Consider the following 25,878-nt stretch of genomic DNA (forward strand, 5'->3'; position numbering starts at 1 on the left):
CCCGCTAACGGTCGCCAATGCGGCTGTAGGCTGACTTGTGGGAATGTCTCTCGACGCTGATGCAGTAACTCGGTCAGATGTGCGGCACAAATGCGGGACAGGCTTCCCGCCTGCGTCCATTTGGGTCGCCAGGCTGGAAGCCTTTCCCACATTATTTCTTTCGCATCCCCTTCAGCCACCCACGATTCTCCCTTGCGCCGCAACGACATCCGAAACATCGTCATCATTGCTCACGTCGATCATGGTAAAACCACGCTCGTCGATTGTCTCCTGCGTCAAAGCGGTGAATTCCGAGACTCTGAACTCAAAGGCGAACGCATTCTCGATTCGAATGATCTGGAACGCGAACGCGGCATTACGATTCTGTCAAAGAACATTGCGATCCCTTATCGCGGCGTAAAGATTAATTTGATCGACACGCCCGGTCACGCGGATTTCGGTGGCGAAGTCGAACGTGTTGTGAAGATGGCCGACGGTTGCTTGTTGCTGGTCGATGCCGCCGAAGGCCCGATGCCACAAACTCGCTTCGTGCTGGAAAAAGCATTGCAAGCCGGCGTGCGTCCGATCATCGTCGTCAACAAAGTCGATCGTCCCGACGGTCGTCCAACCGAAGCGCTCGACGAAGCACTGGAACTGCTGGCGGATCTCGGTGGCGAAGAACAACTGGACAGCGTCAAGTACGTTTACACCAGCGCAAAAGAAGGCTACGCCACAACCGATCCGGCGACACCAACAACCGACATGCGGCCATTGCTGGACCTGTTTGTTGACGAATTGCCCGGCCCCGAAGTCGATCTCGATTCGCCGCTGCAAATGATGGTCACGACGCTGGACTGGAGCGAATATGTTGGGCGAATTGCGGTTGGCCGAATTAGCGCTGGAACCATTGAAGCAAATTCGACGATCGAATTGCATCAAAAAGACGGAGCTAAAAAGCTGAAAATCGCCGGCTTGTTTACGTTCAACAATCTTGGACGAGTGGCCGCCGAATCCGCTTCGGCGGGCGACATCGTCGCAGTGGAAGGGCTGACCGATGTTGAAATTGGTGACACGATTTCGTTGGTCGGAGCCGACAATGCGTTGCCGCGTTTGAAGGTCGATGAGCCGACTCTGGAAATGGTGTTCAGCGTCAATACTTCGCCGATGGTCGGCCGCGAAGGCAAGTACGTGACCACTCGCCAACTCAAAGGGCGTCTTGAAAAAGAACTCGAACGAAACGTGGCGTTGCGAGTCGAAATGGTCGAAGGCGTCGAAGCCTACGCCGTCAAAGGTCGCGGTGTTTTGCACCTGGCGATCCTGATCGAAACGATGCGCCGCGAAGGGTTCGAGCTAAGCGTTGGCAAGCCTCGCGTGATCAACAAAATCATCGACGGAAAATCTCACGAGCCGTTTGAAACGTTGACCGTCGAGGTTCCCACCGACACGATGGGACCCGTGATGGAATTGGTGGGCCTGCGTCGAGGACAATTAGAAGAAATGTCGCAGCGTGGTGAATACACGTTGCTGAAGTTCTTGATTCCCTCACGCGGTTTGATCGGCCTTCGTACCCGCTTGCTCAATGCGACTCGCGGAACAGCGATCATTAACCACCGCTTTGAAAGCTACCGAACTTTGGAAGGCGACGTGCCGAAGCGATCTAACGGCGTTTTGATTTCGATGGTTTCTGGAAAGACGATGCCGTTTGCGATGTTCGGTTTGCAAGACCGCAGCGAACTGTTGGTTCCGGCCGGTACCGAAGTCTACGAAGGCATGATTGTTGGCGAAAACGTTCGCGATAACGACTTGGCCGTGAACCCCTGTCGCGAAAAGAAGCTGACCAACATGCGAGCCAGCGGTAGCGACGAAAACGTCATCCTGAAGCCACCACGCGATATGTCGCTGGAAGCCGCCCTGGAATACATCGAAGAAGACGAATTGGTGGAAGTAACGCCCGAGAGTATTCGGCTGCGAAAGATCCTGTTGAAGGAATCCGATCGCCGCCGGGTGGGCCGCAATGCGTCTTGATTGGTGAACACCCGTCAGGTTCGTTAGTCAACCCCCCAATGTCGAAAGCCCATAAATCATTGGTTTTTTGTGGTATGTCGGGTTGCAACGAAGGGGCCCTCGGCATAACACTTCCCCATCTGAATTGACGGGGACCGCAATTTTCACGAACCCCACCCCAAAACACACACCCAAAGAACAAGGTTTGACCTCATGGCAAAAGCTCCGCTTAAGGCCCCAACCAAGACTCAGATTTTGGCAAACGTTGCTGAAGCGACCGAATTGACCAAGAAAGACGTCGCGGCCGTATTTGACGCTCTCACAGCCGAAATCGAAAAATCCCTGACCAAGGGCGGCCCAGGCCAGTTCGCGATCCCAGGCCTCTGCAAGATCGTCCTGAAGGATGTCCCTGCGAAGCCAAAGCGTAAGGGTCGGAACCCAGCAAACGGCGAAGAAATCTGGCTCAAGCCAAAACCAGCCAGCAAGAAGCTTTCGATCCGACCTTTGAAGGGTCTGAAGGAAATGATCTAAAGCGATTCATTCGTTTTAGCATTCTGTTGAACACTCTGTCGCGTTTCATCGCGACGTCATGGAAACCCATTCGCGGGCGTTTGCTCGTCCGTGAATGACGTTCCACTTCTTCGATCGCAACCGCCGATTCTCTATGCGGCTTTTCGTTGCCCAAGCAGCGTCGATATCCCCGCTGCCACACGGCCTGCATTTGGGAATTGTCCCGAAACAACTTCCCGGTTTGGCGAAATCTTTCGTAGCTGGGCCCGCCAGGGTTCAGTCGGGTACAGCTAATGATGGACTGAGCAGGTACTAAGCAAGTACCAAACCCTGGCGGGACCAGCTACGGGAAAATCGGAAAGTTATTTCGCGACAGTTCCTCAGCGCCAAGCTGGCGCTATTCGATCGCCGACTCGATCCGAACCGCTTTTTTGCCCTTAAATGCACCGACGCGAGCGTTGAATTTTGGCACGTCCTGAACCGAGAATTCCAACGGCGAAGTGACCTCTTTCTCCGTCGTGATAATGTCACCAACAGCCAATTCAAGCAGGTCGCCTGTGCGGATTTTGGAGCGTGCCAGGGTGACTGCGATGTCCACGGGCGCCTCGTTCATGCTTGTTGAAATCGTGCCGCGGCTTTCTTCCGTCGGAACCGCCTTGCCGTAACCCACCCAACCATTGCGAGACAGTTTTGAATTGAATTGCTCGACCGTGTTGAACGGGATACACAGATTCAACATGCCTCGGTTTCGCCCCAGCAGCATCTCAAATCCGACCAAGATCACCACTTCATTGGGAGGCACGATCTGCACCAATTGCGGATTGCTTTCGACCTTTTCGATGCCGACATTCAATTCGACGATGTTCTCCCAGGAATTTTTTAGCTGAATCAAAAACAGCTCCACCACCCGGCCGATCAATCGATTTTCGATCTCGGTCAGCGGACGCCGAATCGCCTCGTTAGGATCCGGGTCACCGCCAAGCATGCGGTCAATGATGGCGTAGGAAAGCGTCGGTGCGATGTCCAGGATCCAGTTGCCTTCCAGCGGGTCAATCGAAACCACGTTAAAGCAACTGGGGTTGTCCAGGCTGAACACAAACTCGCTGTAGGTCAGTTGGTCAACCGACAGCAGCTTGACTTCGATCATCGTCCGCAGCATGCCAGAGATACTGGCACCAAAGTTTCGGGCCAGCGATTCATGCAACGAATGCATCGCCCGCATCTGCTCTTTGCCGACGCGTTCGGGGCGTTTGAAATCATACGCGGTCACGCGGGCACCGGAGCCGACGATTGGCGACGGCCTGGCACCGGCAGTTGGGCTTTTTTCGCTGCTGAACTTGGGCGGCTCCGGCTTGGGTGGCGCACCCTCGACCGTTTCCATTGCCTTCAACAGGCTTTCGACTTGATTCTGACTGAGCGTTTCTTCAGACATGGCTGCGATTTCCCAATGAAATACGCTGTGAAATACGCTGCGCCCGCGATCTACAGGTACAGTTTCCCATGTGTTTTACAGCAGCAGCCGGAGCCAGCACCAGATCAGTTCAGTCCAGATCGGTTCAGTCCAGATCGGCGCTGCATCGCAGTCGAGAATCTGCCCTAGAACCGATTCCAACCGGCCACCCCGCCATTGGCGCAATGCAATCAGCCCCTCGCGTCCGCCCTTTCCGAACTGTCCCGGAATAACTTCCCAGTCTTCCCGTAGCTGGGCCCGCCAGGGTTCAGACCATCAGGAACTCTACCCGACTGAACCCTAGCGGGCCCAGCAGGCTGTCGATTTAATCAGTTTGAGGCCACGTTTCGTTTAACAGTCAGCCGAAGGAGACTGCTGCACTACTCAATGGTTCAATTTTTGCACCGCACAAGGTTGTTTCCGGTTCATCTGTCAATTTGTCTGCCGTGTGTTCGCCATGCGTAGCCCTCTGTGGGATAGCTTCTTTGAAGCGAAGCCCGAAGAACTCGATTTTTACCGCCGGATGATCTACGACGATCATCGACTTTACCAAGCTATCGAACTTATCGACTTTGACGACTTCTTGCCGCAGCTCAACGCCGGCTACAGCGACAAATACGGCTATCCGGCGATCCCGCCGATGATCGGCTTCAAGCTTGAATTGCTGAAGTATTGGTACAATCTCTCGGACCGACAAGTCATCGAGCGGGCCGAGACGGATGTGGCCTTTCGCTATTTCTTGAAGGTGCCGATCGATAAAGCCATGCCTCACTCGACGTTGCTGACGCGGTTTCGAGGCAGGTTCGGCGAGCAGGGCTACCGCAAGCTCTTCCAAACGCTGGTCCGGCAAGCCCGCCAAAAAGGAATCGTCAAAGATCAGCTTCGGCTCAAAGACGCCACTCACATCTTCGCCAACATCTCGGTCCCCTCGACCCTGGTGCTGGCCGCTCAAATCCGCGAGCAACTGATCGATTCCCTTCAAAATGCGGACCCCGAAGCGGCCCAGGGGTTCCGCATCGCGACCGAACAAGTCCGCCAACAAACCAAAGACCAAGACGATCCGGCGCGGCTGCTCGCCCGCATCGAATTGCTCGGTGACATCGTCGCAACGTGCAGCGACTTGCCGCCGGAAGTCAAACTTAGCAAACGACAAAAACAGAAACTCGACGAAGCGTTGCAGCTTGCCAAACGGTTGCTGGGCCAACATCAGAACCCCAAAACACCGGGCAAGCTTCGCAGCGCGTCCGACCCGGAAGCCGGACGTGGCAAACACGGTGTGTACTACGACGGCTATGTAACCGACATCGCGATGGATCCCGATAGCGAACTGATCACGGCGATCGACGTATTGCCAGCCGGTGGCAACGAAGCCGAAAGCGCGGTGCGTTTGATCGAGCAAGAACACGAACATCAAGGTAACCAAGTTGAGGCGATCTCAATCGACGGAGCGGGCCACAACGGGGAAATGATTCGCCGTTTTGAAGGTGACGCTGATGATCCCCAAGACGACGGGATGGGCGTGACGGTCTATGTCCCACCCAAGAAAGACCGCAGCGACGTGGCGATTGCCGCCAGCGAATTCACGGTAAGCGAAGACGGTTCGACGGTCACTTGTCCTGAAGGTCAGACATCATCGTATCGCCAGGAGAGTTCAGGTTCGACGGTCTATCGGTTTGCCAGAACGACATGTCAGGGCTGTCCCTTGCAAGCGGCATGCGCACCAAAGTTGGGCAAGACACCGTTTGGACGCAGCGTCAGCAAGGGCGAGTACACCGACGAATATGAACGCATTCGAGGTCGTGCTCAGACCGAGGCTTTTGCCGAGGTGCGTCGCCGTCATCCGGCGGTGGAGCGAAAGCTCAACGAGTGTGTCAACCATCACGGTTCCCGCCGGGCACGTTACCGAGGTCGGTCCAAGGTAGCGATCCAACAGATCGGCGTGGCGATGGTGGTCAATGCGAAACGGATGATCAAACTTCTGTTGTCGGCGGCTTCGTGCGCTGACGGGAGTGCGACCGCTCAAACCGCCTAAGAAAGGCGGCTGCGCGGGTGTTTTTTTGGCTTTCTGATGCTTGATTCAAGCCCTGAGCCCTATTTCAATCGCGAAGACGACTCTTTCGTCTTTAGCTGATATCGCCCTCTGGCGATTTTCTCGAAACGCCCGACCGAAAACAAAACGTATTTGCTGTTATTGCAGCAGTCTCCATCAGGGATCAGTTAATCGTTGGCGGATCGGGGTTGCGGGTGCCTGGCCTGATATCATTCGTGGAACCGATTTGGATCGTCCTTCTTGGCACTATCAACTGGGTGCCAACTTGGTGATCGGCAAGGTGAACGCTCCCCACGGCCTACGAATGGGTCTGCCGATTCAACGTGGCCTTTCGCGATGTTTGTTTCGATGCAGGCAAGCGATCGGCTGGCGGCGCTAAAGTAGGCCGTAGCGAGTGGAGCGAGTTACGGCAGGGCAGCACAAAATGCCGTCACTCGCTCCGCTCACCACGGCCTACGAATGGGGCTGCCGATTCAACGTGCCTGTCCCCGTGTTTCGTGTTTGTTTCGCTTTTGCCTTATCCATTGACATTTCCGCACCCAGTGTTGAAAGTTAGGGGTTCCAAAGAAGCAATCTTTCCCTCTTTTGACTAGTCCCTGCGGGACCCCTATGAACGCTACTGACTCGCCTCAGACGATGCCTCCTCAGACGATGCCCCCTCAGACGATGCTGGACAAGATCTGGCAAGAACACGTTGTCCACGCCCCCGAATCTGGACCGGCGATTCTGTACGTTGACCTGCACTTGGTCCACGAAGTCACCAGCCCCCAGGCGTTTGAGGGACTGCGAATCAACAAGCGTCCGATCCGGCAACCAGCCCGCACGATCGCCACACCCGATCACAATGTGCCCACCAGCGACCGGTCGCTGCCGATCGCGGATGAGATCAGTCGCAAGCAGATCGAAACGCTGCGTCAAAACTGTAAAGAGTTTGGCGTGACGCTGTTCGATATCAACGATGTCCGCCAAGGAATCGTTCACGTCATCGGTCCCGAAAATGGGTACACTCAACCCGGCATGACGATCGTTTGCGGTGACTCGCACACGGCGACTCATGGTGCGTTCGGTTCGTTAGCGTTCGGTATCGGAACCAGCGAAGTCGAACACGTTCTGGCGACGCAGACGTTGTTGCAGTTCAAACCGAAGACATTCGAGCTTCGGGTCGATGGTGAATTGGGTCGCGGTGTGACAGCCAAGGACATGATCTTGTACTTGATCGGTCAGATCGGGACGGCGGGCGGAACCGGGTACGTTCTGGAATACACCGGCGACTGCATTTCAGCGCTGACGATGGAAGAACGCATGACGGTTTGCAATATGTCGATCGAAGCCGGTGCTCGTGCCGGCATGATCGCACCAGACCAAACGACGTTTGATTACTTGGATGGCTTGCCCGAAGCACCCAAGGATTTCGCGGCGGCGGTTGAGCGTTGGAAAAAGCTTCCCAGTGATCCGGGTGCGGTCTACGACAAGTCGAACGTTTACAAAGGCAGCGATATCGAACCGCAGGTGACTTGGGGTACCAACCCCGGACAAGTTCGCAGTGTTCGTGCCAACATTCCTGATCCGTCTGAATTTGATAACGCGACCGATCAGAAAACCACACGCGACTCGCTGGATTACATGGGATTGAAAGCCGGTACACCGATCGGTGACGTCAAACTGGATCGCATTTTTATCGGCTCTTGCACCAACGCACGGATCGAAGATCTTCGGGCTGCCGCGGCCGTCTTGAAGGGGCATCATGTCAGCAGCGATCTGGAAGCGATGGTGGTGCCGGGTAGCGGACGGGTGAAATTACAGGCTGAGCAAGAAGGCCTGCATCACATTTTCAAAGAAGCTGGATTTGATTGGCGAGAAGCCGGGTGCAGCATGTGCTTGGCAATGAACCCGGACAAGTTGGCACCGGGCGAGCGATGTGCCAGTACCAGCAACCGCAACTTTGAAGGACGGCAAGGCAAAGGAGGCCGAACCCACTTGGTCAGCCCCGCGATGGCCGCTGCGGCAGCAGTCAAAGGTCACTTTGTTGATATCCGCGACTGGAATTACAAGGAGTAGAGAGTAGAGAGTAGGGAAAAAGGTGTTAGGCATTAGGTTTTAGGAAGATACCACGCCTGACGCCGCCAGCCTTTTGCACCCTCCCGATTGCTGTTCCCAATACCTAACGCCTAACGCCTAACGCCTAATACCTACTTCCATGCAAAACTTTACGATACACACCGGCATCGTTGCCACGATGGACCGCGCCAACGTTGACACTGACCAAATCATCCCCAAGCAATTCTTAAAGCGAATTGAACGAACGGGTTTTGGCCAATTCTTGTTTTACGATTGGCGGTTCATGGACGATGGCACAACGCCTAATCCTGAATTCGAACTCAACCGGATCAACGTCAAGGGTTCGTCGGTGCTGGTCACTCGGCAAAACTTCGGCAGCGGTAGCAGCCGCGAGCATGCGGTTTGGGCGCTGGAAGATTACGGCTTCCGCAGCGTCATCGCGCCTTCGTTTGCCGACATCTTTTTCAACAACTGTTTCAAGAACGGTGTGCTTCCGATCGTGCTGCCCGAATCCGACATTGACGAATTGTTTGAACGAGCGGAAAAGCATCCGAATTATCAGATCACCGTCGATCTGGAAAACCAAAAGATCACCGACGATCACGGTTTCGAACGCAGCTTTGATGTCGATCCCAGCCGACGCCACAACCTGCTGCACGGCCTGGACGACATCGCTCAAACGTTGCAGCACGAAGACAAGATCACGGCCTATGAAGCAGCCCGAACCTGGTAGTGGGATATTCCTTAGGCCGAATGAATCCTATGCCACGTTTTAGATCCGACCTGTCGCAAAGATAAAAGTGAATCGCAATTAATCTTCTTTTGGTCTTGGAAGTCGGTCGGTGAGGTCTTTGATAAATTGGTCGCGGTTGACGGGAGAAATGATCACGCTTTTCTGGTTCGTTTTGATCTCAACTCGATTCAGCGACAACGCGGGACCGCTACGCCATGTCGATGTTCGCTGAACGGATTCGATGTCGTTGTACGTGATTCGATAAAACACAAAGAGTCCGCAGCGAATGGAGATGGCGTCCGCGGTTAGCGTGTAACGGCACGGCAGCGTGAACGCGATGGAAACCAAGAGTGTGAACGCGGCTGCTGCGAACAGGATCGCGGCGTCGTCGGCTTTCCCGTTGGCAAAGCAATAGACACCGATCGCTGCGCTGGTAAGCGGTGACAACAGCAACAGTGCGATTACCCATCGATCAATCGCCGATTCGTAGACTTTGATTTGGGTGGTGGGATGAGAAGGTGATTCAGGATCTTTCATGAGGCTGTTTCGATTGCGTTCTGTGTCGGGTGTCGCGTTTGGTTTTCACGGATTCGCCGCATTGCCTGTTTTGGAACGATGACGGAAACCAAGATGCCACCAACGATCGCAATCGCGATGCTAATCCATTGGGCCACGGTCGTGCTGGAATCACTGGCCAATGCCGCCGCCGTGCCGCTGTGGACCCAAAGGATTTGAGGAATCACGGCGACGGCTGCGGCAGCAAGATACGGTTTTTGACGAGCCCGACAGGATCCCATCGCGTAGCTAATCACCATGGTGGGCACCGGCGAGAGACGAACGAGCAGGTGCGAAGCGAAACCTGCTTCGGCAGCCATTTCCGTCATCGATCGGACGATCGACTCTTGATCGGTTGCGACATCCTTGTTTTCGCCGGGCGATCGATGCATCCACCAGCGGCCGATGTGATAATTCAGCAGGGCCGCCGTCACGGCTGACACCAGCATCAAGCCGCTGCCAAGCCAGGTTCCGAACAACGCACCCGCCGAGATCGACATCACGGTTTTCGGAACGCAGGCGGACATAAGAATGACGCCGAAGCATACGAAAAAAATTGGTGCGAACGGTCCGGACCTTTCCAGCCAATGTCTCAACTCGGCGAAATCCATTTTCCAGTGGATCAACAACGCAAGAGCTGCCAACAAAAAAGCGGGCAGCAAAATTCGATAGACTTTATGCCGGTACAATTTCGGTCAGTACGCTTTTCGACTGGTGCAATATGAATGTTGCAATTCGGATGGGGTGAGTGCACCTTACGGGTTGCAATCCGTAAGGCTGTGAGTGAGTAAGCAATCCCAAAACTTGTACTTCAACTCTCACGGCGAAGGTTTAGGTTTAGGTTTGAGTTTAGGTTTGAGTTTAGGTTTGAGTTTAGGTTTGAGTTTAGGTTTGAGTTTAGGTTTAAGTTTAGGTTTAAGTTTAGGTTTGAGATAACTTCACAGCTTAGCACCGTTGGAGTCCAGGCTTCAGCCGTTTGAGCACTTCATAGAAGGTTCCAATTCCGCCGAGATCATAAGCGGCTAAAGCCTGGACTCCAGCAAATACCGCCATGCCTCAGCAAACCGTAAGATGCACTCGTTGGGTTTGATTGGGCCTCCGAAACATCATAGCTCCTCTTTTGAAGAATCACATCGCGCGATGATCGACATGGATTTAGATTCTGTTTGCGATGCTGGCCGCTTGTCGGACGGGCCAGCCTGGCAACCCTGGTCTCGGCTGAACTTGTTCCGCAATCCGTTCGGTGAATTGTCGATCGCTGAGCGTGCTGAATTGGCGATCGTGAACGAAAACTTGCTCGACCAGATCACGCTGGACCTGCGGACGGCGATTGAATTTATTGGCGATTGCGGGCGTGGGAAATCGACTCGATTGCATTGGCTGGGATCTCGTTTGCCGCAGGCGACCTATGTTTACCTTCCCGAAGAAGGCCCCGTGCCAGCGATTCCGTTCGGCAATCCGCTGATCATCGATGAGGCTCAGCGAATGAACCGATCGGCAAAGCGGTCCGTGTTTGCGACGGGGGTTCCGCTGATCTTGGGAACCCACCAAAGTCTGTCGCGATGCTTGCGGCGTTGGGGTTACCAAGTCCAAAGCGTTCGCATCGGGCAACAGAACACAGCGTCTTTGATTCAACAAATTCTGAATCGTCGAATCGAGGCATCACGCAGTGGCGATGGACCGATTCCCATCGTTTCGGCGCAAGAGGCTGGTTGGCTGTTTGATGAATTCGGCAGCGATCTTCGATCGGTCGAAGGGTTCATGTACGAACAATTTCAACGGCGTATCGCGGATCTGATGGATCGGGATTGATGAGGCTTTCCAAAAAGGGAAATTACTGAGATGTCGAAACCAAAATTGTCAGTTGAATTGACCGAACCAGATCGAATTTTCCGTGGCGGTGATACGGTCACCGGTGTCGTCCGCGTGGATGTCGACAAAGACATCGCCTGTAATGGTTTGGTGATTCAAATAGGTTGGCGGACGCATGGCCGCGGAAATGTGACTTCAAAGATCGGCGATTCGGTCACGGCGTTTCAGGGGCAATGGCAGGAAGGAGAATCGCTGGAGTATCCGTTTGAGTTGAAGGCTCTGGATTGGCCGCCGACGTACCACGGGCACTTTTTGAATGTCGATCATTACGTGGATGCACGAGCCAAAATTGCCTGGTCGTTTGATCCGAAAGCCTCCGCCGCGTTTCAGATGGTGCCATTGCAAGCACCCGCGGACTCATCGGCGGCGAAAGCCAATTCCTTACCAGCGAAGGTGTTTGTGGCCTTGATACTGATGGTGGCGATGGTGGCGGTCTTTGCAGGGTTCGCGGGGGTTGTCCTAGGATTGGGTTGGATTGGACTTCCATTTTTTCTGCTGCCAATCGGCGGGATCGGGTTTTGGTTTCTGAAAAACTGGTTGCCAAAGTATCTGCTTGGAAATGTCGAATGTGAATTGTCGGATTCATTGATTGTTCCCGGTGGATCGTTAACGGGCGAACTTGTTTTGAAGCCTCGACGAAGCGTTGGGATCAACGGAATTAACGTCAAGCTAGAAGGCCGCGAACAAGTGGTCAGCGGTAGCGGCAGCAACAAAACCACTCACCGGCATGTTTTCTTTGAACAAGAAGAAACGCTTCGCGAGGCGGGAAAATTGATGCCGGGCACTGAGCTGCGTTTACCGATTGCGATGGAAGTTCCCAGCAACGCTCCCTTGTCGCTGAATCTGGCAGCGAACGAATTGATTTGGACCGTGGTGGTGCGAATCGACATTCCACGCTGGCCAGATTGGGTCAAGACGATGGTCTTTCAAGTCGTGCCATCCGGCGAGTCTGTGACGTCCGATGCTGCCAATTTAGCGATGCCAAAGGCGGGGACTGAATCCAGTTCGGGGATCACGTTTGAAGAATCCGTCAATCATCTGTGGCAGGTTCGCGCTGATCGTGACCAGCGAGATATGCTGGTTGATGCGATCGCGGGATTGACGTTTTCGGTGACCGCGATCATCGAACGACGTCTGTTGTACGGAGGTGATCATGATGCCAACGTGTATCCGCAAGGTCACAGTGTTTGGGCAAGATTTCCCAACCCAGAATTGCCACTGGTGCTGTTTGTTCCGCACGATATGGGCGAGGAATTCGAGCAATTGGGGCGTCAGCAGTGGACCGGCCAAGCAACGGTGGTCGGCTGGGACGATGATCATGGTCGGCTGCAGTTGGCGGTTGAGTCGTAGTTTTTTTTGGCCCACAGATGGCTTTCGCAGACCCACGGATGATTGCGCCCAAACTACCCACAAAATCCGTGGGTCTGCGAAAGCCATCCGTGGGCATCTTCTTCCGGTTCTGGATCTGCACACCGCTACGCAAGTTTGCCTAGCGTGGCTATAGTCCCGTGCTGAATCGGTAGCCAATTCTTTCACTTCAGCGACCCACTTCATGTCTTCCGCAAAAGTTCAACCGCGTGTTCTAGTTTTGCGTGCCCCCGGCACGAATTGTGACGAAGAGACTGCCTATGCGTTTGAGCAAGCCGGCGCGGTTGCTGAACGAGTTCACGTCAATCGCTTGATTGAAAATCCGGCGCTGAAAGATCGGTATCAGATCTTGTGCTTTCCAGGCGGATTTAGTTACGGGGACGACATCGCAGCCGGTCGCATTTTGGCGACTCGGTTGCGAGAACATCTGGCCGAGATGGTGGACTCGTTCGTTCACGGTCAAGGCGATCGTTTGGTGCTAGGGATTTGTAACGGCATGCAAGTGATGATGCGTCTGGGCGTTCTGACCGAGGGCGCAGGTCAGGATGATTTGCCTAGCGCGACATTGGCTTGGAACAATCACGGTCGTTTCGAGGACCGTTGGGTTCACTTGGTCGTCGATCCCGATTCGCCGTGCGTATTCACTCGTGGAATCGACAAGATGTATTTGCCGATGGCTCATGCCGAAGGCAAGTTTGTCGCTCGTGACGAGGAAGCGCTCGAATCACTTGGTAGCCAAGGTCGTTTGTCGCTTCGTTATGCGACTGAAACGCAAACCGATGTGGTGGATGATATCTTGCCGTTTCCGATCAACCCCAACGGTGCCGATGCCAACGTCGCTGGTGTTTGCGATTCGACTGGCCGAGTATTCGGTTTAATGCCGCACCCCGAACGCCACGTCGATGCGACTCACCATCCGTTTTGGACTCGTCGAAAAGAACAGCCCGAATTCGGTGACGGTCACGCAATGTTTCAAAATGCGGTTGATTGGTTCGCGTAGGAAATCGTCGCCTTTCGCTCCGCGAAAGTTGCGTTCACTCGCTGCTTTCGCGGAGCGAAAGGCGACGATGACCTACAGATGAATGCTGCAACCGTCGCTGTCGCAGGCCTTCTTTCCCGCCAGCTTGTAACGTCGCTTGGCGACTTGGTTGTACAGCCATCGCCACAACCCAGCGGTGCCGGGCAGATGCAAAAACGGCATCGCGGGCCACAGGATCGGTAGCCGACGGGTCAGATATTTGACCGCTTCGCTGCCGCCATGGGCCGTCCCGGATCCGTCGATCACATACATTTGGGCCATCAGGTCGTCGTAGCTGAGTTCTGGATATCGCTGAGTCACGCGGTCATCGTGCAGCGATAGGAATGACAATCGTTTTCCACCGATGTCCAAACGGCGAAGATTGCGGACTTGCCCGATGCAGAAATTGCAGTTTCCGTCATAAATCACCACATCCGATTGCGTCGGCAAATCGGCTCTGGAATCGGGATCTGGAAGTTCGACGCGTCGCAGCATGGTTTCAATCGCAAAAAAGCAGCAAAAATTAGGACTGATCGCGTTGCCACGATTGTCCTTATACTGATTGTAGGCCGGAACAAGCCAAAAGAAGTTCCGGCATCCATCAGATCTTGAATCTAACCGCAGAGTATTCGTCATGAACACCATCCAGTCCAAAGTGAACGCGGCTCGTCGCAGGATGATTTTAGGCCTGTTCGGACGATCGCTTTGTGTTGCCCTGTTCGTCGCTCTGATTGTTGCGACGATCGCGATCGCCCTGCCAGCGCTGCGTGTGATGGAAGTCGATTTTGCGAGCTGGACCCAGGGATGGATCTTTGGCAGCATCGCGGCGGCAGTCGTCGCAGCGACTGTGTACGCCATCGTCAAAGCTCCCACGGTACAGAGTGTTGCCGTGGAAGTGGATCGGCGATTCGGATTGCGCGAACGACTAAGCAGCACGATGGGACTGCCTGACCGCGATCGTGACAGCGAGTTTGGGATGGCGCTGCAGCAGGATGCTTCGCGTCGAGCCGATCAATTGGCAATTGCAGATCGTTTTGCATTGAAGCCCAATAAAGTCGGTTGGTTGCCAATCGCCGTCGTGCCTGTTTTGGCGATCGTGTTGATGTTGGTCGAACCGATGCAGCCGACCAACGCCAGCTCAGCGACCCCGGTCAATAAAATTGAAATGAAGCAGGTCAAAACGGTCGCCAAGCAATTGAAGAAACGGATTGAACAACAAAAGCGCAAGGCGGATAGCCAAGGCCTGACCGAAGCCAAAGAAATGTACGAGAAGATGGAATCGGAACTCGACAAGTTGACCAACAAGAAAAGCATGAATCGTAAAGATGCGATGATTGCGATCAACGATTTGAAGAAACAGCTAGACGACCGCCGAAAAGAACTCGGGTCGTCCGAGCAGATGCGAAAAGCACTCTCGCAAATGAAGGGTCTGCAAAGCGGTCCCGGTGAAAAGGTTGCCAAGGCGATCGAGAAGGGTGAATTTGGAAAGGCGGAAGACTTGGTCAAACAGTTGGCGAAGAAAATGAAGGATGGAAAACTGTCGGACCAAGAAAAGAAGCAGCTTCAAAAACAGGTCAAACAAATGGCCGACGCGATGAAGAAAGCTGCAAAGGATCACGAACAAAAAAAGCAGGCTTTGAAAGAGAAGATCGAGAAAGCAAAACAGGAAGGCCGCGGCGCGGACGCTGCCAAGATGCAGCAGGAAATGAATCAAATGCAGCAGAAGGATTCGCAGATGCAGAAGATGGGGCAAATGGCTGAAGCGATGAAACAAGCTTCCGATGCAATGAAAAGCGGCGATGCCCAAGCCGCAGCGGACGCGATGGAGGACATGGCCGATCAACTGGGGGAAATGTCGCAGGAGATGTCCGAATTGGAAGACCTGGAATCGGCGCTCGGTGATTTATCGCAGTCCAAAAATCAAATGCGTTGCCAAGGATGTCAGGGCGGTGGATGCAAACAATGCCAGGGCGGATTCGGCGAATGTGATCAGCCCGGCAACGGCAATGGAATGGACCGCGGGCCCGGCGGAGGCAATCGCCCCGAATCCGAGGGCGATACCAATACCTACGAAACACAGGTTCGTGGGAAGGTGAAAAAGGGCAAGGCGATCATCGCTGGATTCGCCGACGGGCCCAACCGAAAAGGGGTCACTCGCGAAGACATCAAGGCAGCGATTGAAAGTGAACTCTCAGAAGACAGCGACCCATCAGAAAACCAAACGCTGCCCCGAACCGAACGCGAACACGCGCAGCAATACTTCGATCGATTGCGCGAGGGATCGTGATGAAAGAGCCTTTGACCGATTTTTGTCGCGCGACGTAGGCCGGAACAAGGCTTTGCGCAGTTCCGGCAATTGCATTGGATTGCCGGAACTGCGCTGCGCTTGTTCCGGCCTACATCAATTCTCAAAAACTCTAGCTAAGCTCACCGAAAGCTTCTTCGATTAGGTCGGCTTGTTCGAGTTTGTGAGACGCCATGCTGCCGGTGCTGGGGCTGGCGGATTCGACTCGGCTGACTCGGTGGACGTCGTACTTCACCGAAATGTCATCGACGTAGTTCAATTTCAAGTAAGGCCATGCGCCCATGTTGGTTGGTTCTTCTTGAACCCAGACGACATCACTGCCTTCGGGTAAACCGTTCATGGAATCCAACAATTCATCTCGCGTCAGCGGGTACAATTGTTCAATCCGCATGATCGCAACATCATCGATCTTCTTTTCGGTTCTGGCGGCCAGCAGATCGTAATAGACTTTGCCGGTACACAGCAGCAAACGCCTTGCGTTGGGAAGCTTGACCTTGCGATCGCTAAGGATCTTTTTGAAACTGCCGGTCGCGATGATTTCCAGTGGGCTAATGCACTTTGGATGCCGCAGCAGACTCTTGGGCGACAAGATCACCAGCGGTTTACGCCACTTGCGAATCACTTGACGGCGGAGCACATGGAAGTACTGCGCCGGAGTGGTTGGCTGAACGACTTGAATGTTGTCTTCGGCTGCCATTGCTAGGAAACGTTCGACACGGGCGCTGCAGTGTTCGGGCCCTTGGCCTTCAAAACCGTGCGGCAGCAACATCACCAAACCGGACAAGCGATTCCACTTGTCTTCGGCACTGGCGATGAACTGATCGACGATCACTTGGGCACAATTCCAAAAGTCACCAAACTGAGCTTCCCAAATGGTCAGGCCGTTGGGATTGTCGAGCGAGTAACCGTATTCAAACCCCAGCACACCGGCTTCGCTGAGCGGGCTGTTGTAAAGTTCCAACTGAGCCTGATCGTCGGACAAGTGTTGCAGCGGCGTGTAGCTTTCGCCGGTGCGAGTGTCGTGCAGGACAGCGTGTCGTTGGCTGAACGTTCCCCGTTGGCAATCTTGGCCGGTCATGCGAATGGGGTGGCCGGTGGTTAGCAGCGAAGCGAAAGCAGCGGCTTCGGCGGACGCCCAGTCGAGCGACCGTTTGCCTTCGGCCATTTCGCGACGCTGAGCCATCGGACGTTTCAGTTTCTTGTTCGATGAAAACTCGTTGGGCATGCGAGTCAACTTGTCGAGCAGACCGCCGAGAACTTTTACATCGACCGAGGTGTCGGTTTCGTCGGAAGGTTCGTCGCCGCCAAAGTACTCGGACCAGTTGGCAGCTAGCGTTTGCGTGTCGGGCGTGAATTCAATGTTCTTCGTCGCCTCGAATTCAGATTCCAGCTTCGTGGTTCGTTCGACCTGAATTTGATCCGCTTCTTCGGCAGTGATCTTGCCCAGTTTCAGCAACTGATTCAGATACTGCTTTCGCACGCTGTCGCGACGATCAATTTCGGCGTACATCATCGGCTGAGTAAAGCGTGGTTCGTCGCCCTCGTTGTGGCCCCAACGACGGTAGGCGTACAAATCGATGACCACGTCTTTTTGGAATTCCTTGCGAAAATCCATCGCCAGCGAAACCACTTGCGCGACCGCTTCGGGGTCTTCGCCGTTGACGTGAAAAATCGGCACTTGCAACATCTTGGCGATGTCGGTCGCATAGGTGGTGCTGCGACCATCGTTGGGTTCGGTGGTGAATCCGACTTGGTTGTTGATCACGATGTGAAGCGTTCCGCCGGTTCGATAACCGGGCAGCTCGCTAAGGTTCAATGTTTCTTGCACGACGCCTTCACCGGCAAACGCAGCGTCACCGTGAATCAAGATCGTCATCACTTCGTGGCGACCGGTATCTTCCATTCGATCTTGCTTGCACCGCGAACGACCTTGAGCGACCGTGTTAACGAATTCCAGGTGGCTGGGATTGAAGCACAACGAAATGTGAATCTTGTCGCCCGAAGCGGTTTTCCAATCGCTGCTGTACCCGAGGTGATAGCGAACGTCGCCACCGCCGCGGTTCATTTCAGGCGTCGGATCATCGAACGACCAGAAAATGTTGGTCGCTCGCTTTTTCAGGATATTGGCCATCACGTTTAGCCGGCCGCGGTGGGCCATGCCCATGACGACTTCCTTGACGTTGTGCTGGCCAGCTTTTTCGAGCGCCAGATCCAACATTGGAATCAGGCTTTCGGCACCTTCGAGTGAAAACGTTTTGGCCCCGACGAACTTACGGCGAACAAATTCTTCAAAGATCGATGCATCGGCTAGCCGCACGTAGATCCGCCGCTGGACTTCGTGGGACAGTTCCAATCGGTTCTCGGTCGTTTCCATCCGACGCTGCAGCCAGTCGCGGATGCTGCGTCGGTCGATGTGCATGAATTGTGCACCGATGCTGCGGCAATACGTGTTATTCAACCGCGTCAGGATCGCGTCCAACGTGTCACCCATCACGTTCTCGATCGCGCTGCCCTCGAAGGACCGATTGAGATCTTCGCGGCTAAGCCCGTAAACTTCGGGACGCAGATCGGGGCTTTCGGGACGCGGGAATCCCAAGGGGTCAAGCTTGGCCGTCAGGTGGCCACGAACTCGCAATTCGCGGACAAGATTGTTGACTCGGTCCTGAATCTGGGACAGCCAAATTGCCTGGTCGGCATTGATCGTCCCGCCTGGCTTGGCGGTACCCGAGAGCGCGACGCTGGGACTGGAACCGTTGGGGCTAGACGCGGTCGCAGAACCGTTTTGGTCCGCTGCTGGTTTGGCCGGTGCCTTGATCCCGATCGCCGGCGATGGCTTTGGGGCTAATTTGGGCGTCGCCGCCGCTGGTTTCGTCGCCAACGAGCCGGAGACAGCATTGACCAGCAAGAATTGCTCGAAATACTGACGCCAAGTTTCTGAAACGCTCGACGGATCGCGAACGTATTGGACGTACAAATCATCAATGTAGTCCAAGCTATAACTATTCATGGCAGCGGTTTTGAAACCGATGAAGGTGGGCCAAGGGCGGGTGACCTAAATCGACGCAATTTACGTCAGCGGGCACTTTAGAGAATCATCCTGCGACATGGTACCCGGAACGACGACGTTTCGGCCCCCAGGTTGAAATACTTTTCCAACCAATTCTCCGTTTGTCGTAATCGATTTGATCTAGTCTTGGTCCGTCACCGCGACAGAAGCGACGCAGGTGGTTCAAAACGAACCGATTCTCTGTCAAAACACTGATTGCACCCACGTCAGATTCAAAAATTCAATCCTTCGATATTTTCATTTTCATCCATGGCCGTACTGCTTCAAGTTCGCGATGCCCACAAACGATTTGGCGACCAAGTCCTGCTCGATGGAGCTGAAATGTCGCTCGTTGACGACGTCAAAGTTGGCTTCGTTGGTCGAAATGGTGCCGGAAAGTCAACCTTCCTAAGAGCGTTGCTGAAGGAAGAGGAATTGGAAAAGGGCGAGGTGATCCATCACCCCAGCTTGCGGATCGGATACCTGCGCCAACACGATCCTTTCAAAGAAGGCGAGTCGGCGCTGGATTTCTTGATGCGGGACAGCGACCAACCGGATTGGCGATGCGGCGAAGTGGCGGGCCAGTTCGAGTTGAAGGGGGCCTATTTGGAAGGGCCAGTCAAAGAACTCTCCGGTGGGTGGCAAACGCGTGTCAAATTAGCAGCTCTGTTGCTGCATGATCCCAACCTGTTGATGCTGGACGAACCGACCAACTTCTTGGACCTGCGGACCCAGATTTTGCTGGAGCACTTTCTGCGGGACTTTGGCAAAGCGGCCCTGATCGTCAGCCACGATCGAGCGTTCTTGAAAGCGACTTGCAGCCAAACGCTCGAACTGTCCCGCGGCAAGCTGACCATGTTCAACGGCAAGATCGATGCCTTCTTGGATTTCCGCGAAGAGCGCCGCGAACACGATCGCCGCGTCAACGCGACGGTTTCTGCCAAGCAAAAACAGTTGGAAAGATTCATCGAAAAAAACCGCGCCAGTGCTGCCACCGCATCGCAGGCTCGCAGCAAGGCCAAGCAGCTAGAAAAACTGCAAACCACCGAAGTCGAAGTCGATGAGCCAACCGTTCATATCCGCGCCCCACGCGTCGAACCCAAAAACGGGACCGCGATGCGTTGTGAAGGTCTGGCGATCGGATATCAGGCCACCAAAGATCTGCCCGAACATGTCGTCGCCGACACGATTGCATTAGAAATCGAACACGGTCAGCGAGTCGCACTGGTGGGCGATAACGGACAAGGAAAAACGACGCTGTTGCGAACGTTGGTTCACTCTCTGGAACCGCTGGCGGGCAACATGAAGTGGGGGCACAACATCGAAATCGGCACCTACGCTCAGCACGTTTATACGTCGCTTGACGAACGTCAAACGGTGATCGAACACCTGGAATACAATTCTGACAGTAATACGACTCGCCAGGATCTTTTGGCGATGGCCGGCGCGTTGTTGTTCCGCGATGAACACATTGAAAAGAAAGTCAAAGTGTTAAGCGGTGGTGAACGGGCGCGTTTGTGCATGGCCAGTTTGCTGTTGGGAACCGCCAATGTTTTGGTGCTGGACGAACCGGGAAACCACTTGGATGTCGAAACGGTCGAGGCTCTGGCGTCAGCGCTGGATCTGTACAAAGGCACCGTCATCTTCACCAGTCACGATCGGCACTTTGTTCGTCGTGTGGCAACCAGGGTTGTCGAAGTTCGCGACGGCCGAGTGAAGGTCTACTTTGGCGATTACGACAGCTATTTGGAAACGGTCGAAAGCGAGATCGACGAAGGCGAACGAGCACGTGCCGGAGGCTCCACCAGCGGATCTGCGGCGAGTAAATCGAAACCCGGAAAATCCAATTCTGGTGATTATCGCCAAGAGAAACGGGATCAACGAAAGGCGGAGAAGGAAGTCAAGAATCTGGAGAAAAAGATCGCTCGTTTGGATGACGAACGAAAAGCTCTCGAAAAAACCATGCTGACCGAAACCGACCCAGCCGAAGCGATGAAACTACACACCCAAATCGAAACCATCAAAGCCCAGTCCGCCGAAGCCGAAGAACGATGGATGGAGCTGAGTGATTTTTAATTCGGTGGACGATTGGTTGCTTCGCGTTAGGATGGGGCCACAGCAAAGTAACCGGCGGTTTTTTATAGTCGCCTTTCGCTCCGCGACAGTGTATTGGATCACACTTTCACGGAGCGAAAAGCGACACTTATTTCCACCCAAATCCCAACCTGAACGCGTAAGCGAGGGAATTACGCGTCAAACGAGATCCACCGCTTACGCGTTCAGGTTGGGAAATTGGAAAGTTGTTTCGGGACAGTTCCCAACCTGAAAACCCGCCCTTTTAAACACTCCATCAACTGCGAACCCTTGTTCCCTCCACCACCTCTTCGTATCGGTGATCTCGTCATCGATCCTGCGATTTTGCAAGCTCCGATGGCTGGGTTTACCAACGCGGCCTTTCGCGAGATTGTTCGTGGTTTTGGGGGTGCGGGATTGCTGGCGACCGAAATGGTCAATGCGCGTGGGTTTGTTTGGTTGGACGAAAACGAAGCCGAGCATCCCGACCGGTTGTGGGGTGTGGCGGAGGAATCCAGGCCGCTGGCGGTTCAGATTTGGGATAACGATCCCGACACGATGGCCAAGGTGGGGCGGCGATTGGCGGGCGAGTACAAGGTCAGCGTTGTTGACATCAACTTCGGTTGCCCGGTCCGTCAGGTGACGGAAAAGGCGCACAGCGGCAGCTACCTGCTTCGTGACCCGATGCGGATGCACGCGATCATCAGTCAGTTGGTTGTTGCCTGCGCACCGACACCGGTGACCGCCAAAATTCGACTGGGATGTTCGCCTGACAACGTGAACTGTAACGAGATTGCGAAGGTCGTCGAAGAAGCCGGCGCGGCGGCGCTGACCGTTCACGGGCGAACCGCCAAAGACATGTTCAAAGGTCATGCTGATTGGGATCGAATCAGCGAAATCAAATCGCACTTGAAAAACATCCCATTGATCGGAAACGGCGATTTGGATTCGGCTGAAAAGGTGGTTGCGGCGTTCCAAAATTACAATGTCGATGGCGTGATGATCGCCCGGGCGTGCTTAGGACGACCTTGGCTGTTTGCTCAAGCGGCCGCGGCGCTGCGTGGAGAACCAATCCCGCCTGAACCCACGATGCTCGAACAGCGCGAAGTCATGTTGCGGCATTACCAATTGGTGATCGGCCGATTTGGGGAAGAGAAGGGCACGGTGCTGATGCGAAAGTACGCTTGCTGTTACGCACAAGGCAAACATGGTGCGCGGTTTTTCCGAAGCCACGTTGCCAAGGTTTCCACTTCGCAGCAATTCCACAGCGTTGTCGACGAGTTCTTCCCCGTCGTCGACAACCAGGACCGAGCGACGGTTTCGTCGTAAACGCGATTTCAAGCGTTGGTCATTTAACCGCGTTGGGCATCGCCCAATTGCACTTACATCAGCCCCGGATGGGGCGTCAGCACGGTGCCGTGGGTCTTGACCCACGGAATCAAACGCAGCAAAAACCGAAGCCCCGGCAGGGGCGAAAGCGATCAGACTTCGACTTGATTGCCCCGCCGGGACATCGCCCAAATGACTGCACGTTAGGCCTGGAGGGCCGGCAGTTCGCTGCCGGGCGCGCGACGGCTTGTGTCGATTAAAGTGAGCCTCGTGCGCGTGAGCGGCCGGGCCTACCGCATTGCCCAGTGAACCTACCGCATTGCCAGTGAAGAAGGGAGATTAGACGCTGCCATCCGGGGATTTACATCCCCGGCAAAGGGCTTCCGTCCCTCCCGGGACTATTTACGAACGTTCTGATCGCGGAGCGATCAACGACTGTTTACATTTATGTGATCGACTTCCAACGCGGTTAAACGGGGTATCACGTTATCAGCCGTCGGGCGTACTTGGCGAAGTCTCGCATGTCATCGGGAAGGTCACCGGGGCCGATGATCAATGGGCCATCGTCGTCGTTGGCCGGGTGGACGCCGTGGCTGCCTTTGACCAATCCCGCATCTAACGGAATGACATCCATCTTGTAACGAAAACCGAGCTTCTTTTGTGCCAAGCGTGACATCGCACGAGCCTTGCTGGTGATGAATAGTTCGCAGGGGTCGTAACCTGGCTTGCGATGAATGTCCACGGTCCTGGCAAAGTCGGGCGCACGATTATCATCAAGCCAGTAGTAATACGTGAACCAAGCATCGGCATCGGCCAACGCGATCAGTTCACCACTGCGAGGATGATCGAGTTCGACGTCACCGGGATTCAAGACGGCGCTGATTCCATCGATCGATTCAAGTTGACGTCGAACTTCGGGAATGAGGTCTTTGTCGTTGACGTAAACGTGGGCCAGTTGGTGATCGGCAACCGCGAAAGCTTTGCATTGGCCTGGAATCAACATTTCGCCGAACGGTCCATCACGAACCTGTAACAAGTCAAGACGGCGGAGTTTTCGGTTGATGTGAACGGGTTTAGAAACGGGAACCAATCCATATTCGCTGACGGCAATCACTTTGGCACCGATAGCCTGCGCCGCGTCAATCACGGTGCCAGCACACGCGTCGACTTCGGCGACCCGCGCGGGGTCATGCGATGACATTCTTTGGAAGTCGTAGTCCAAGTGCGGTAGATAAACCAGCGATAACTGCGGTTGCTTTTCGCGGATCACGATTGCCGATGCGTCCGCGATCCAGCGGCTCGATGGTAATCCCGCTGACGGTCCCCAGAACGAAAAGAACGGAAACGGGCCAAGCGTTTGGGTGAGTTCGCAATCGGTTTGGTCGATGATGTCGAACACTTTCGATCCATCGCACCCGTAATGCGGCTTTGGAGTGGCGGAGTATTTTGCGCCGGATGATTGATTGAACCACCAAAACATTTTGGCGGTTTCGAAGTCATCGTAAAACTTGGGTGCCTGGATCAACGAGGCTGCTTGTTGCCAGAAACGGACTTCTTGCGTGTCGCGGTGATACCAGCCGTTGCCAACAATGCCGTGATCACGCGGTGCCAATCCCGTCAGCATTGTCGCTTGCGACGTGCAGGTGACTGCTGGTAAAGGGCTGGTCCAAGCCCGAGCGGTCCCCAGTTCGGAAATTCGCGGAGCGTGTTGCAGCAGCGCGGGCGTCAGCCCGACAACGTTCAGAATGCAAACTTTTGACACGGTGGAACATTTCCCTCTTGTGAAGGCTTCCGGGGATTGATCAACATCTTGACTGGATCTCTTCGCGGTCGGAAGACACGCGAGTTGAGAAAACCACTATCATCTAGCGGGCGGATGTTCGTGCAAACTTCGCACTTTTGATTATGAAAATACCTAACACTTCTGGAACCATTTATGTCGTCGCCAACTTTGGGCACGAAACATCGTATGCGTTTTTTTCTGATCTTGTTGGCCGTGATCCTGTTTTGCAACTGCGGCACGGCGGTCGCCCAAGAAGAACAGCCTAATCCAGATCCAGCCGGTCTGGATCAAACCATTGACGGGTTGTTCAAGCCGATCGCGGACACTTGGGGCGGAATCGTTTTCTTTACGGTCCCAGTGCCAGTCGCAGGACCGCTGCCATTCGTTTTGGTGTTGTTAGTCGCCGGAGCCGCTTTTTTCACGATCGCCTTTGGCTTCATCAATTTGAGATTGATACCGATGGCAATCGCCGTGGTCAGTGGCAAGTACGATGAAATCGAAAAAGAGGGGCAGGATTTGCCCACCGCAGTCGAGGTCAACGAAGTCGATGGCGATCTGGTCGATACGATTCGAGACGAGGGGGAAGGCGAGGTATCGCACTTTCAGGCGTTGGCAACGGCGGTATCCGGCACGGTTGGCCTTGGCAATATCGCTGGCGTGGCGGTTGCCGTTGCGACCGGCGGGCCCGGTGCCACGTTTTGGATGATCGTTTGTGGATTTTTGGGGATGTCGACCAAGTTCGTTGAATGCACGTTGGGCGTTAAGTATCGCGATATCGATTCGAACGGTACGGTTCATGGCGGTCCGATGTACTACCTGCGGAAGGGACTCGCAGAGATGGGAATGGGGCCGCTGGGAAAAGTCCTGGGTGTGCTGTTTGCCATTTTTTGCGTCGGCGGATCGTTCGGAGGCGGCAATGCTTTTCAATCCAACCAAGCGGCTCAGCAGATCAAATCGTTGCTGGGTTTGCCCGATGGCGGATCGTCCGGGACGCTGATCGGTTTGGTCATGGCGGTTTTGGTGGGCATCGTGATCATTGGCGGCATCAAACGGATTGCCAAGGTTACTGAGCGAATCGTTCCGTTCATGGCGTTTGTTTATTTTGCTGCAGCCTTGGTGATCATTGTTATCAACTTTGCCAATGTTCCGTGGGCGATCGAGCAGATCGTTAGCGGCGCGTTCACTCCCGCAGCGGGATTGGGCGGATTGATCGGCGTTATGATCCAGGGGTTTCAGCGGGCGGCATTTTCAAATGAAGCGGGTGCAGGGTCGGCAGCCATCGCCCACTCGGCGGTCAAGACAAAGTATCCCGCGTCCGAAGGGATCGTCGCGCTTTTGGAACCCTTCATCGATACCGTTGTCATCTGCACGATGACCGCATTGGTGATCGTGTTGTTCAATGCCGACGGGGCGTTTGCTTGGGGCGATGTGCAGTCCAAGGAAGTGCTGATCGACGGGGCCAGGATTGGCGGCGTCGATCTGACCTCCGCAGCGTTCGACAGCGTGTTGCCCGGATTCCGCTATGTGTTGACCATTGCGATCATCTTGTTCGCGTTCTCGACGATGATTTCCTGGTCGTACTACGGTTTGCAGTCGTGGAAATACTTGTTTGGGCGCAGCCTGGGCCGCTAAATCTTTGGTATTGACATGGTTTTCTTTGGGGGACAGATTTGTTCCCGGTTTCGGCTTGATGAACGATCGTATTTTGATGGAGTAACGCGATGACCAAGAAGCTTGATGAGTAC

The 25,878-nt window shown here is 54.5% G+C and carries 18 protein-coding genes; 12 read left to right on the forward strand and 6 right to left on the reverse strand.

Annotation, left to right across the window (positions count from 1 at the left end):
- Window positions 1-192 precede the first annotated feature (192 nt).
- A complete protein-coding gene (typA, locus tag RC85_RS07155) occupies window positions 193-2,004 on the forward strand; it encodes a translational GTPase TypA (protein WP_235033211.1) in 1,812 nt (603 codons plus the stop codon).
- 192 nt (window positions 2,005-2,196) lie between these two features.
- A complete protein-coding gene (locus RC85_RS07160) occupies window positions 2,197-2,514 on the forward strand; it encodes an HU family DNA-binding protein (protein WP_068260422.1) in 318 nt (105 codons plus the stop codon).
- A 376-nt stretch (window positions 2,515-2,890) separates the two neighbouring features.
- On the opposite strand, the gene fliM is transcribed toward RC85_RS07160, so the two are convergent.
- Window positions 2,891-3,925, reverse strand: a complete 1,035-nt coding sequence (gene fliM / locus RC85_RS07165; RefSeq protein ID WP_068260425.1) for a flagellar motor switch protein FliM — start codon at window positions 3,923-3,925, stop codon at window positions 2,891-2,893.
- Window positions 3,926-4,400: 475 nt separating this feature from the next.
- On the opposite strand from fliM, the gene RC85_RS07170 reads away from it, so the two are divergent.
- From RC85_RS07170 to leuD, 3 genes are all read left to right on the forward strand, one after another.
- A complete protein-coding gene (locus RC85_RS07170) occupies window positions 4,401-5,975 on the forward strand; it encodes an IS1182 family transposase (RefSeq protein WP_068260427.1) in 1,575 nt (524 codons plus the stop codon).
- A 669-nt stretch (window positions 5,976-6,644) separates the two neighbouring features.
- Window positions 6,645-8,051: a 3-isopropylmalate dehydratase large subunit gene (gene leuC, locus RC85_RS07175; protein ID WP_200836848.1), complete on the forward strand. Its 1,407-nt coding sequence runs from the start codon at window positions 6,645-6,647 to the stop codon at window positions 8,049-8,051.
- Window positions 8,052-8,190: 139 nt separating this feature from the next.
- Window positions 8,191-8,784, forward strand: a complete 594-nt coding sequence (leuD, locus tag RC85_RS07180) for a 3-isopropylmalate dehydratase small subunit (protein WP_068260433.1) — start codon at window positions 8,191-8,193, stop codon at window positions 8,782-8,784.
- A gap of 78 nt (window positions 8,785-8,862) precedes the next feature.
- Here leuD and RC85_RS07185 read toward each other — a convergent pair whose 3' ends face one another.
- Window positions 8,863-9,321: a PH domain-containing protein gene (locus RC85_RS07185; RefSeq protein ID WP_068260436.1), complete on the reverse strand. Its 459-nt coding sequence runs from the start codon at window positions 9,319-9,321 to the stop codon at window positions 8,863-8,865.
- Window positions 9,318-9,866, reverse strand: a complete 549-nt coding sequence (locus RC85_RS07190; RefSeq protein ID WP_238383101.1) for a TVP38/TMEM64 family protein — start codon at window positions 9,864-9,866, stop codon at window positions 9,318-9,320. Before RC85_RS07190 ends, RC85_RS07185 begins: the two co-directional genes overlap by 4 nt.
- Before the next feature lie 622 nt (window positions 9,867-10,488).
- Between RC85_RS07190 and RC85_RS07195 the strand changes: the two genes are divergently transcribed.
- The 3 genes from RC85_RS07195 (at window position 10,489) to RC85_RS07205 (ending at window position 13,579) form a co-directional block, all read left to right on the forward strand.
- Window positions 10,489-11,151 (forward strand): hypothetical protein, encoded by a 663-nt coding sequence (locus RC85_RS07195; RefSeq protein ID WP_149752841.1) that lies wholly within the window; start codon window positions 10,489-10,491, stop codon window positions 11,149-11,151.
- A gap of 30 nt (window positions 11,152-11,181) precedes the next feature.
- Window positions 11,182-12,561: a sporulation protein gene (locus RC85_RS07200; RefSeq protein WP_068260444.1), complete on the forward strand. Its 1,380-nt coding sequence runs from the start codon at window positions 11,182-11,184 to the stop codon at window positions 12,559-12,561.
- 202 nt (window positions 12,562-12,763) lie between these two features.
- Window positions 12,764-13,579, forward strand: coding sequence for a phosphoribosylformylglycinamidine synthase subunit PurQ (locus RC85_RS07205; RefSeq protein WP_068260447.1), 816 nt, complete (start codon window positions 12,764-12,766; stop codon window positions 13,577-13,579).
- Window positions 13,580-13,651: 72 nt separating this feature from the next.
- Here RC85_RS07205 and RC85_RS07210 read toward each other — a convergent pair whose 3' ends face one another.
- Window positions 13,652-14,233, reverse strand: coding sequence for a thiol-disulfide oxidoreductase DCC family protein (locus RC85_RS07210; protein WP_235033343.1), 582 nt, complete (start codon window positions 14,231-14,233; stop codon window positions 13,652-13,654).
- Here RC85_RS07210 and RC85_RS07215 point away from each other — a divergent pair.
- Window positions 14,232-15,884 carry a hypothetical protein gene (locus tag RC85_RS07215; RefSeq protein ID WP_068260450.1) on the forward strand — a complete coding sequence of 551 codons (1,653 nt, stop codon included), beginning with the start codon at window positions 14,232-14,234 and terminating at the stop codon, window positions 15,882-15,884. The two genes, RC85_RS07210 and RC85_RS07215, sit on opposite strands and share 2 nt — an antisense overlap.
- A gap of 130 nt (window positions 15,885-16,014) precedes the next feature.
- Here the strand turns inward: RC85_RS07215 and RC85_RS07220 are convergent, their stop codons facing one another.
- Entirely contained in the window at window positions 16,015-18,909 is a 2,895-nt protein-coding gene (locus RC85_RS07220) for a 2-oxoglutarate dehydrogenase E1 component (RefSeq protein WP_068260453.1), read from the reverse strand.
- 309 nt (window positions 18,910-19,218) lie between these two features.
- Between RC85_RS07220 and RC85_RS07225 the strand changes: the two genes are divergently transcribed.
- On the forward strand, window positions 19,219-21,024 hold the full coding sequence (locus RC85_RS07225; protein WP_068260456.1) for an ABC-F family ATP-binding cassette domain-containing protein: 1,806 nt from the start codon (window positions 19,219-19,221) through the stop codon (window positions 21,022-21,024).
- Window positions 21,025-21,312: 288 nt separating this feature from the next.
- A complete protein-coding gene (gene dusB, locus RC85_RS07230) occupies window positions 21,313-22,350 on the forward strand; it encodes a tRNA dihydrouridine synthase DusB (RefSeq protein ID WP_261340469.1) in 1,038 nt (345 codons plus the stop codon).
- A gap of 481 nt (window positions 22,351-22,831) precedes the next feature.
- Here the strand turns inward: dusB and RC85_RS07235 are convergent, their stop codons facing one another.
- The gene (locus RC85_RS07235; protein WP_068260459.1) at window positions 22,832-24,112 is read right to left on the reverse strand and encodes an alkaline phosphatase family protein; all 1,281 of its coding nucleotides are present in this window, start codon (window positions 24,110-24,112) and stop codon (window positions 22,832-22,834) included.
- Between the two features lie 174 nt (window positions 24,113-24,286).
- On the opposite strand from RC85_RS07235, the gene RC85_RS07240 reads away from it, so the two are divergent.
- Window positions 24,287-25,765, forward strand: a complete 1,479-nt coding sequence (locus RC85_RS07240; protein WP_084422429.1) for an alanine/glycine:cation symporter family protein — start codon at window positions 24,287-24,289, stop codon at window positions 25,763-25,765.
- Window positions 25,766-25,878 lie beyond the last annotated feature (113 nt).

Origin of the sequence: Rubripirellula obstinata, assembly GCF_001642955.1 — a bacterium.
Taxonomy (GTDB): Bacteria; Planctomycetota; Planctomycetia; order Pirellulales; family Pirellulaceae; genus Rubripirellula; species Rubripirellula obstinata.

Coding starts and splice junctions, on each gene's coding strand:
- RC85_RS07185 (WP_068260436.1), bottom strand. CDS start 9,321: ATGAAAGATCCTGAATCACCTTCTCATCCCACCACCCAAATCAAAGTC.
- RC85_RS07225 (WP_068260456.1), top strand. CDS start 19,219: ATGGCCGTACTGCTTCAAGTTCGCGATGCCCACAAACGATTTGGCGAC.
- leuC (WP_200836848.1), top strand. CDS start 6,645: ATGCCCCCTCAGACGATGCTGGACAAGATCTGGCAAGAACACGTTGTC.
- leuD (WP_068260433.1), top strand. CDS start 8,191: ATGCAAAACTTTACGATACACACCGGCATCGTTGCCACGATGGACCGC.
- RC85_RS07170 (WP_068260427.1), top strand. CDS start 4,401: ATGCGTAGCCCTCTGTGGGATAGCTTCTTTGAAGCGAAGCCCGAAGAA.
- RC85_RS07195 (WP_149752841.1), top strand. CDS start 10,489: ATGGATTTAGATTCTGTTTGCGATGCTGGCCGCTTGTCGGACGGGCCA.
- RC85_RS07220 (WP_068260453.1), bottom strand. CDS start 18,909: ATGAATAGTTATAGCTTGGACTACATTGATGATTTGTACGTCCAATAC.
- RC85_RS07190 (WP_238383101.1), bottom strand. CDS start 9,866: ATGTCCGCCTGCGTTCCGAAAACCGTGATGTCGATCTCGGCGGGTGCG.
- RC85_RS07205 (WP_068260447.1), top strand. CDS start 12,764: ATGTCTTCCGCAAAAGTTCAACCGCGTGTTCTAGTTTTGCGTGCCCCC.
- fliM (WP_068260425.1), bottom strand. CDS start 3,925: ATGTCTGAAGAAACGCTCAGTCAGAATCAAGTCGAAAGCCTGTTGAAG.
- RC85_RS07160 (WP_068260422.1), top strand. CDS start 2,197: ATGGCAAAAGCTCCGCTTAAGGCCCCAACCAAGACTCAGATTTTGGCA.
- RC85_RS07240 (WP_084422429.1), top strand. CDS start 24,287: ATGTCGTCGCCAACTTTGGGCACGAAACATCGTATGCGTTTTTTTCTG.
- RC85_RS07215 (WP_068260450.1), top strand. CDS start 14,232: ATGAACACCATCCAGTCCAAAGTGAACGCGGCTCGTCGCAGGATGATT.
- RC85_RS07210 (WP_235033343.1), bottom strand. CDS start 14,233: ATGACGAATACTCTGCGGTTAGATTCAAGATCTGATGGATGCCGGAAC.
- RC85_RS07200 (WP_068260444.1), top strand. CDS start 11,182: ATGTCGAAACCAAAATTGTCAGTTGAATTGACCGAACCAGATCGAATT.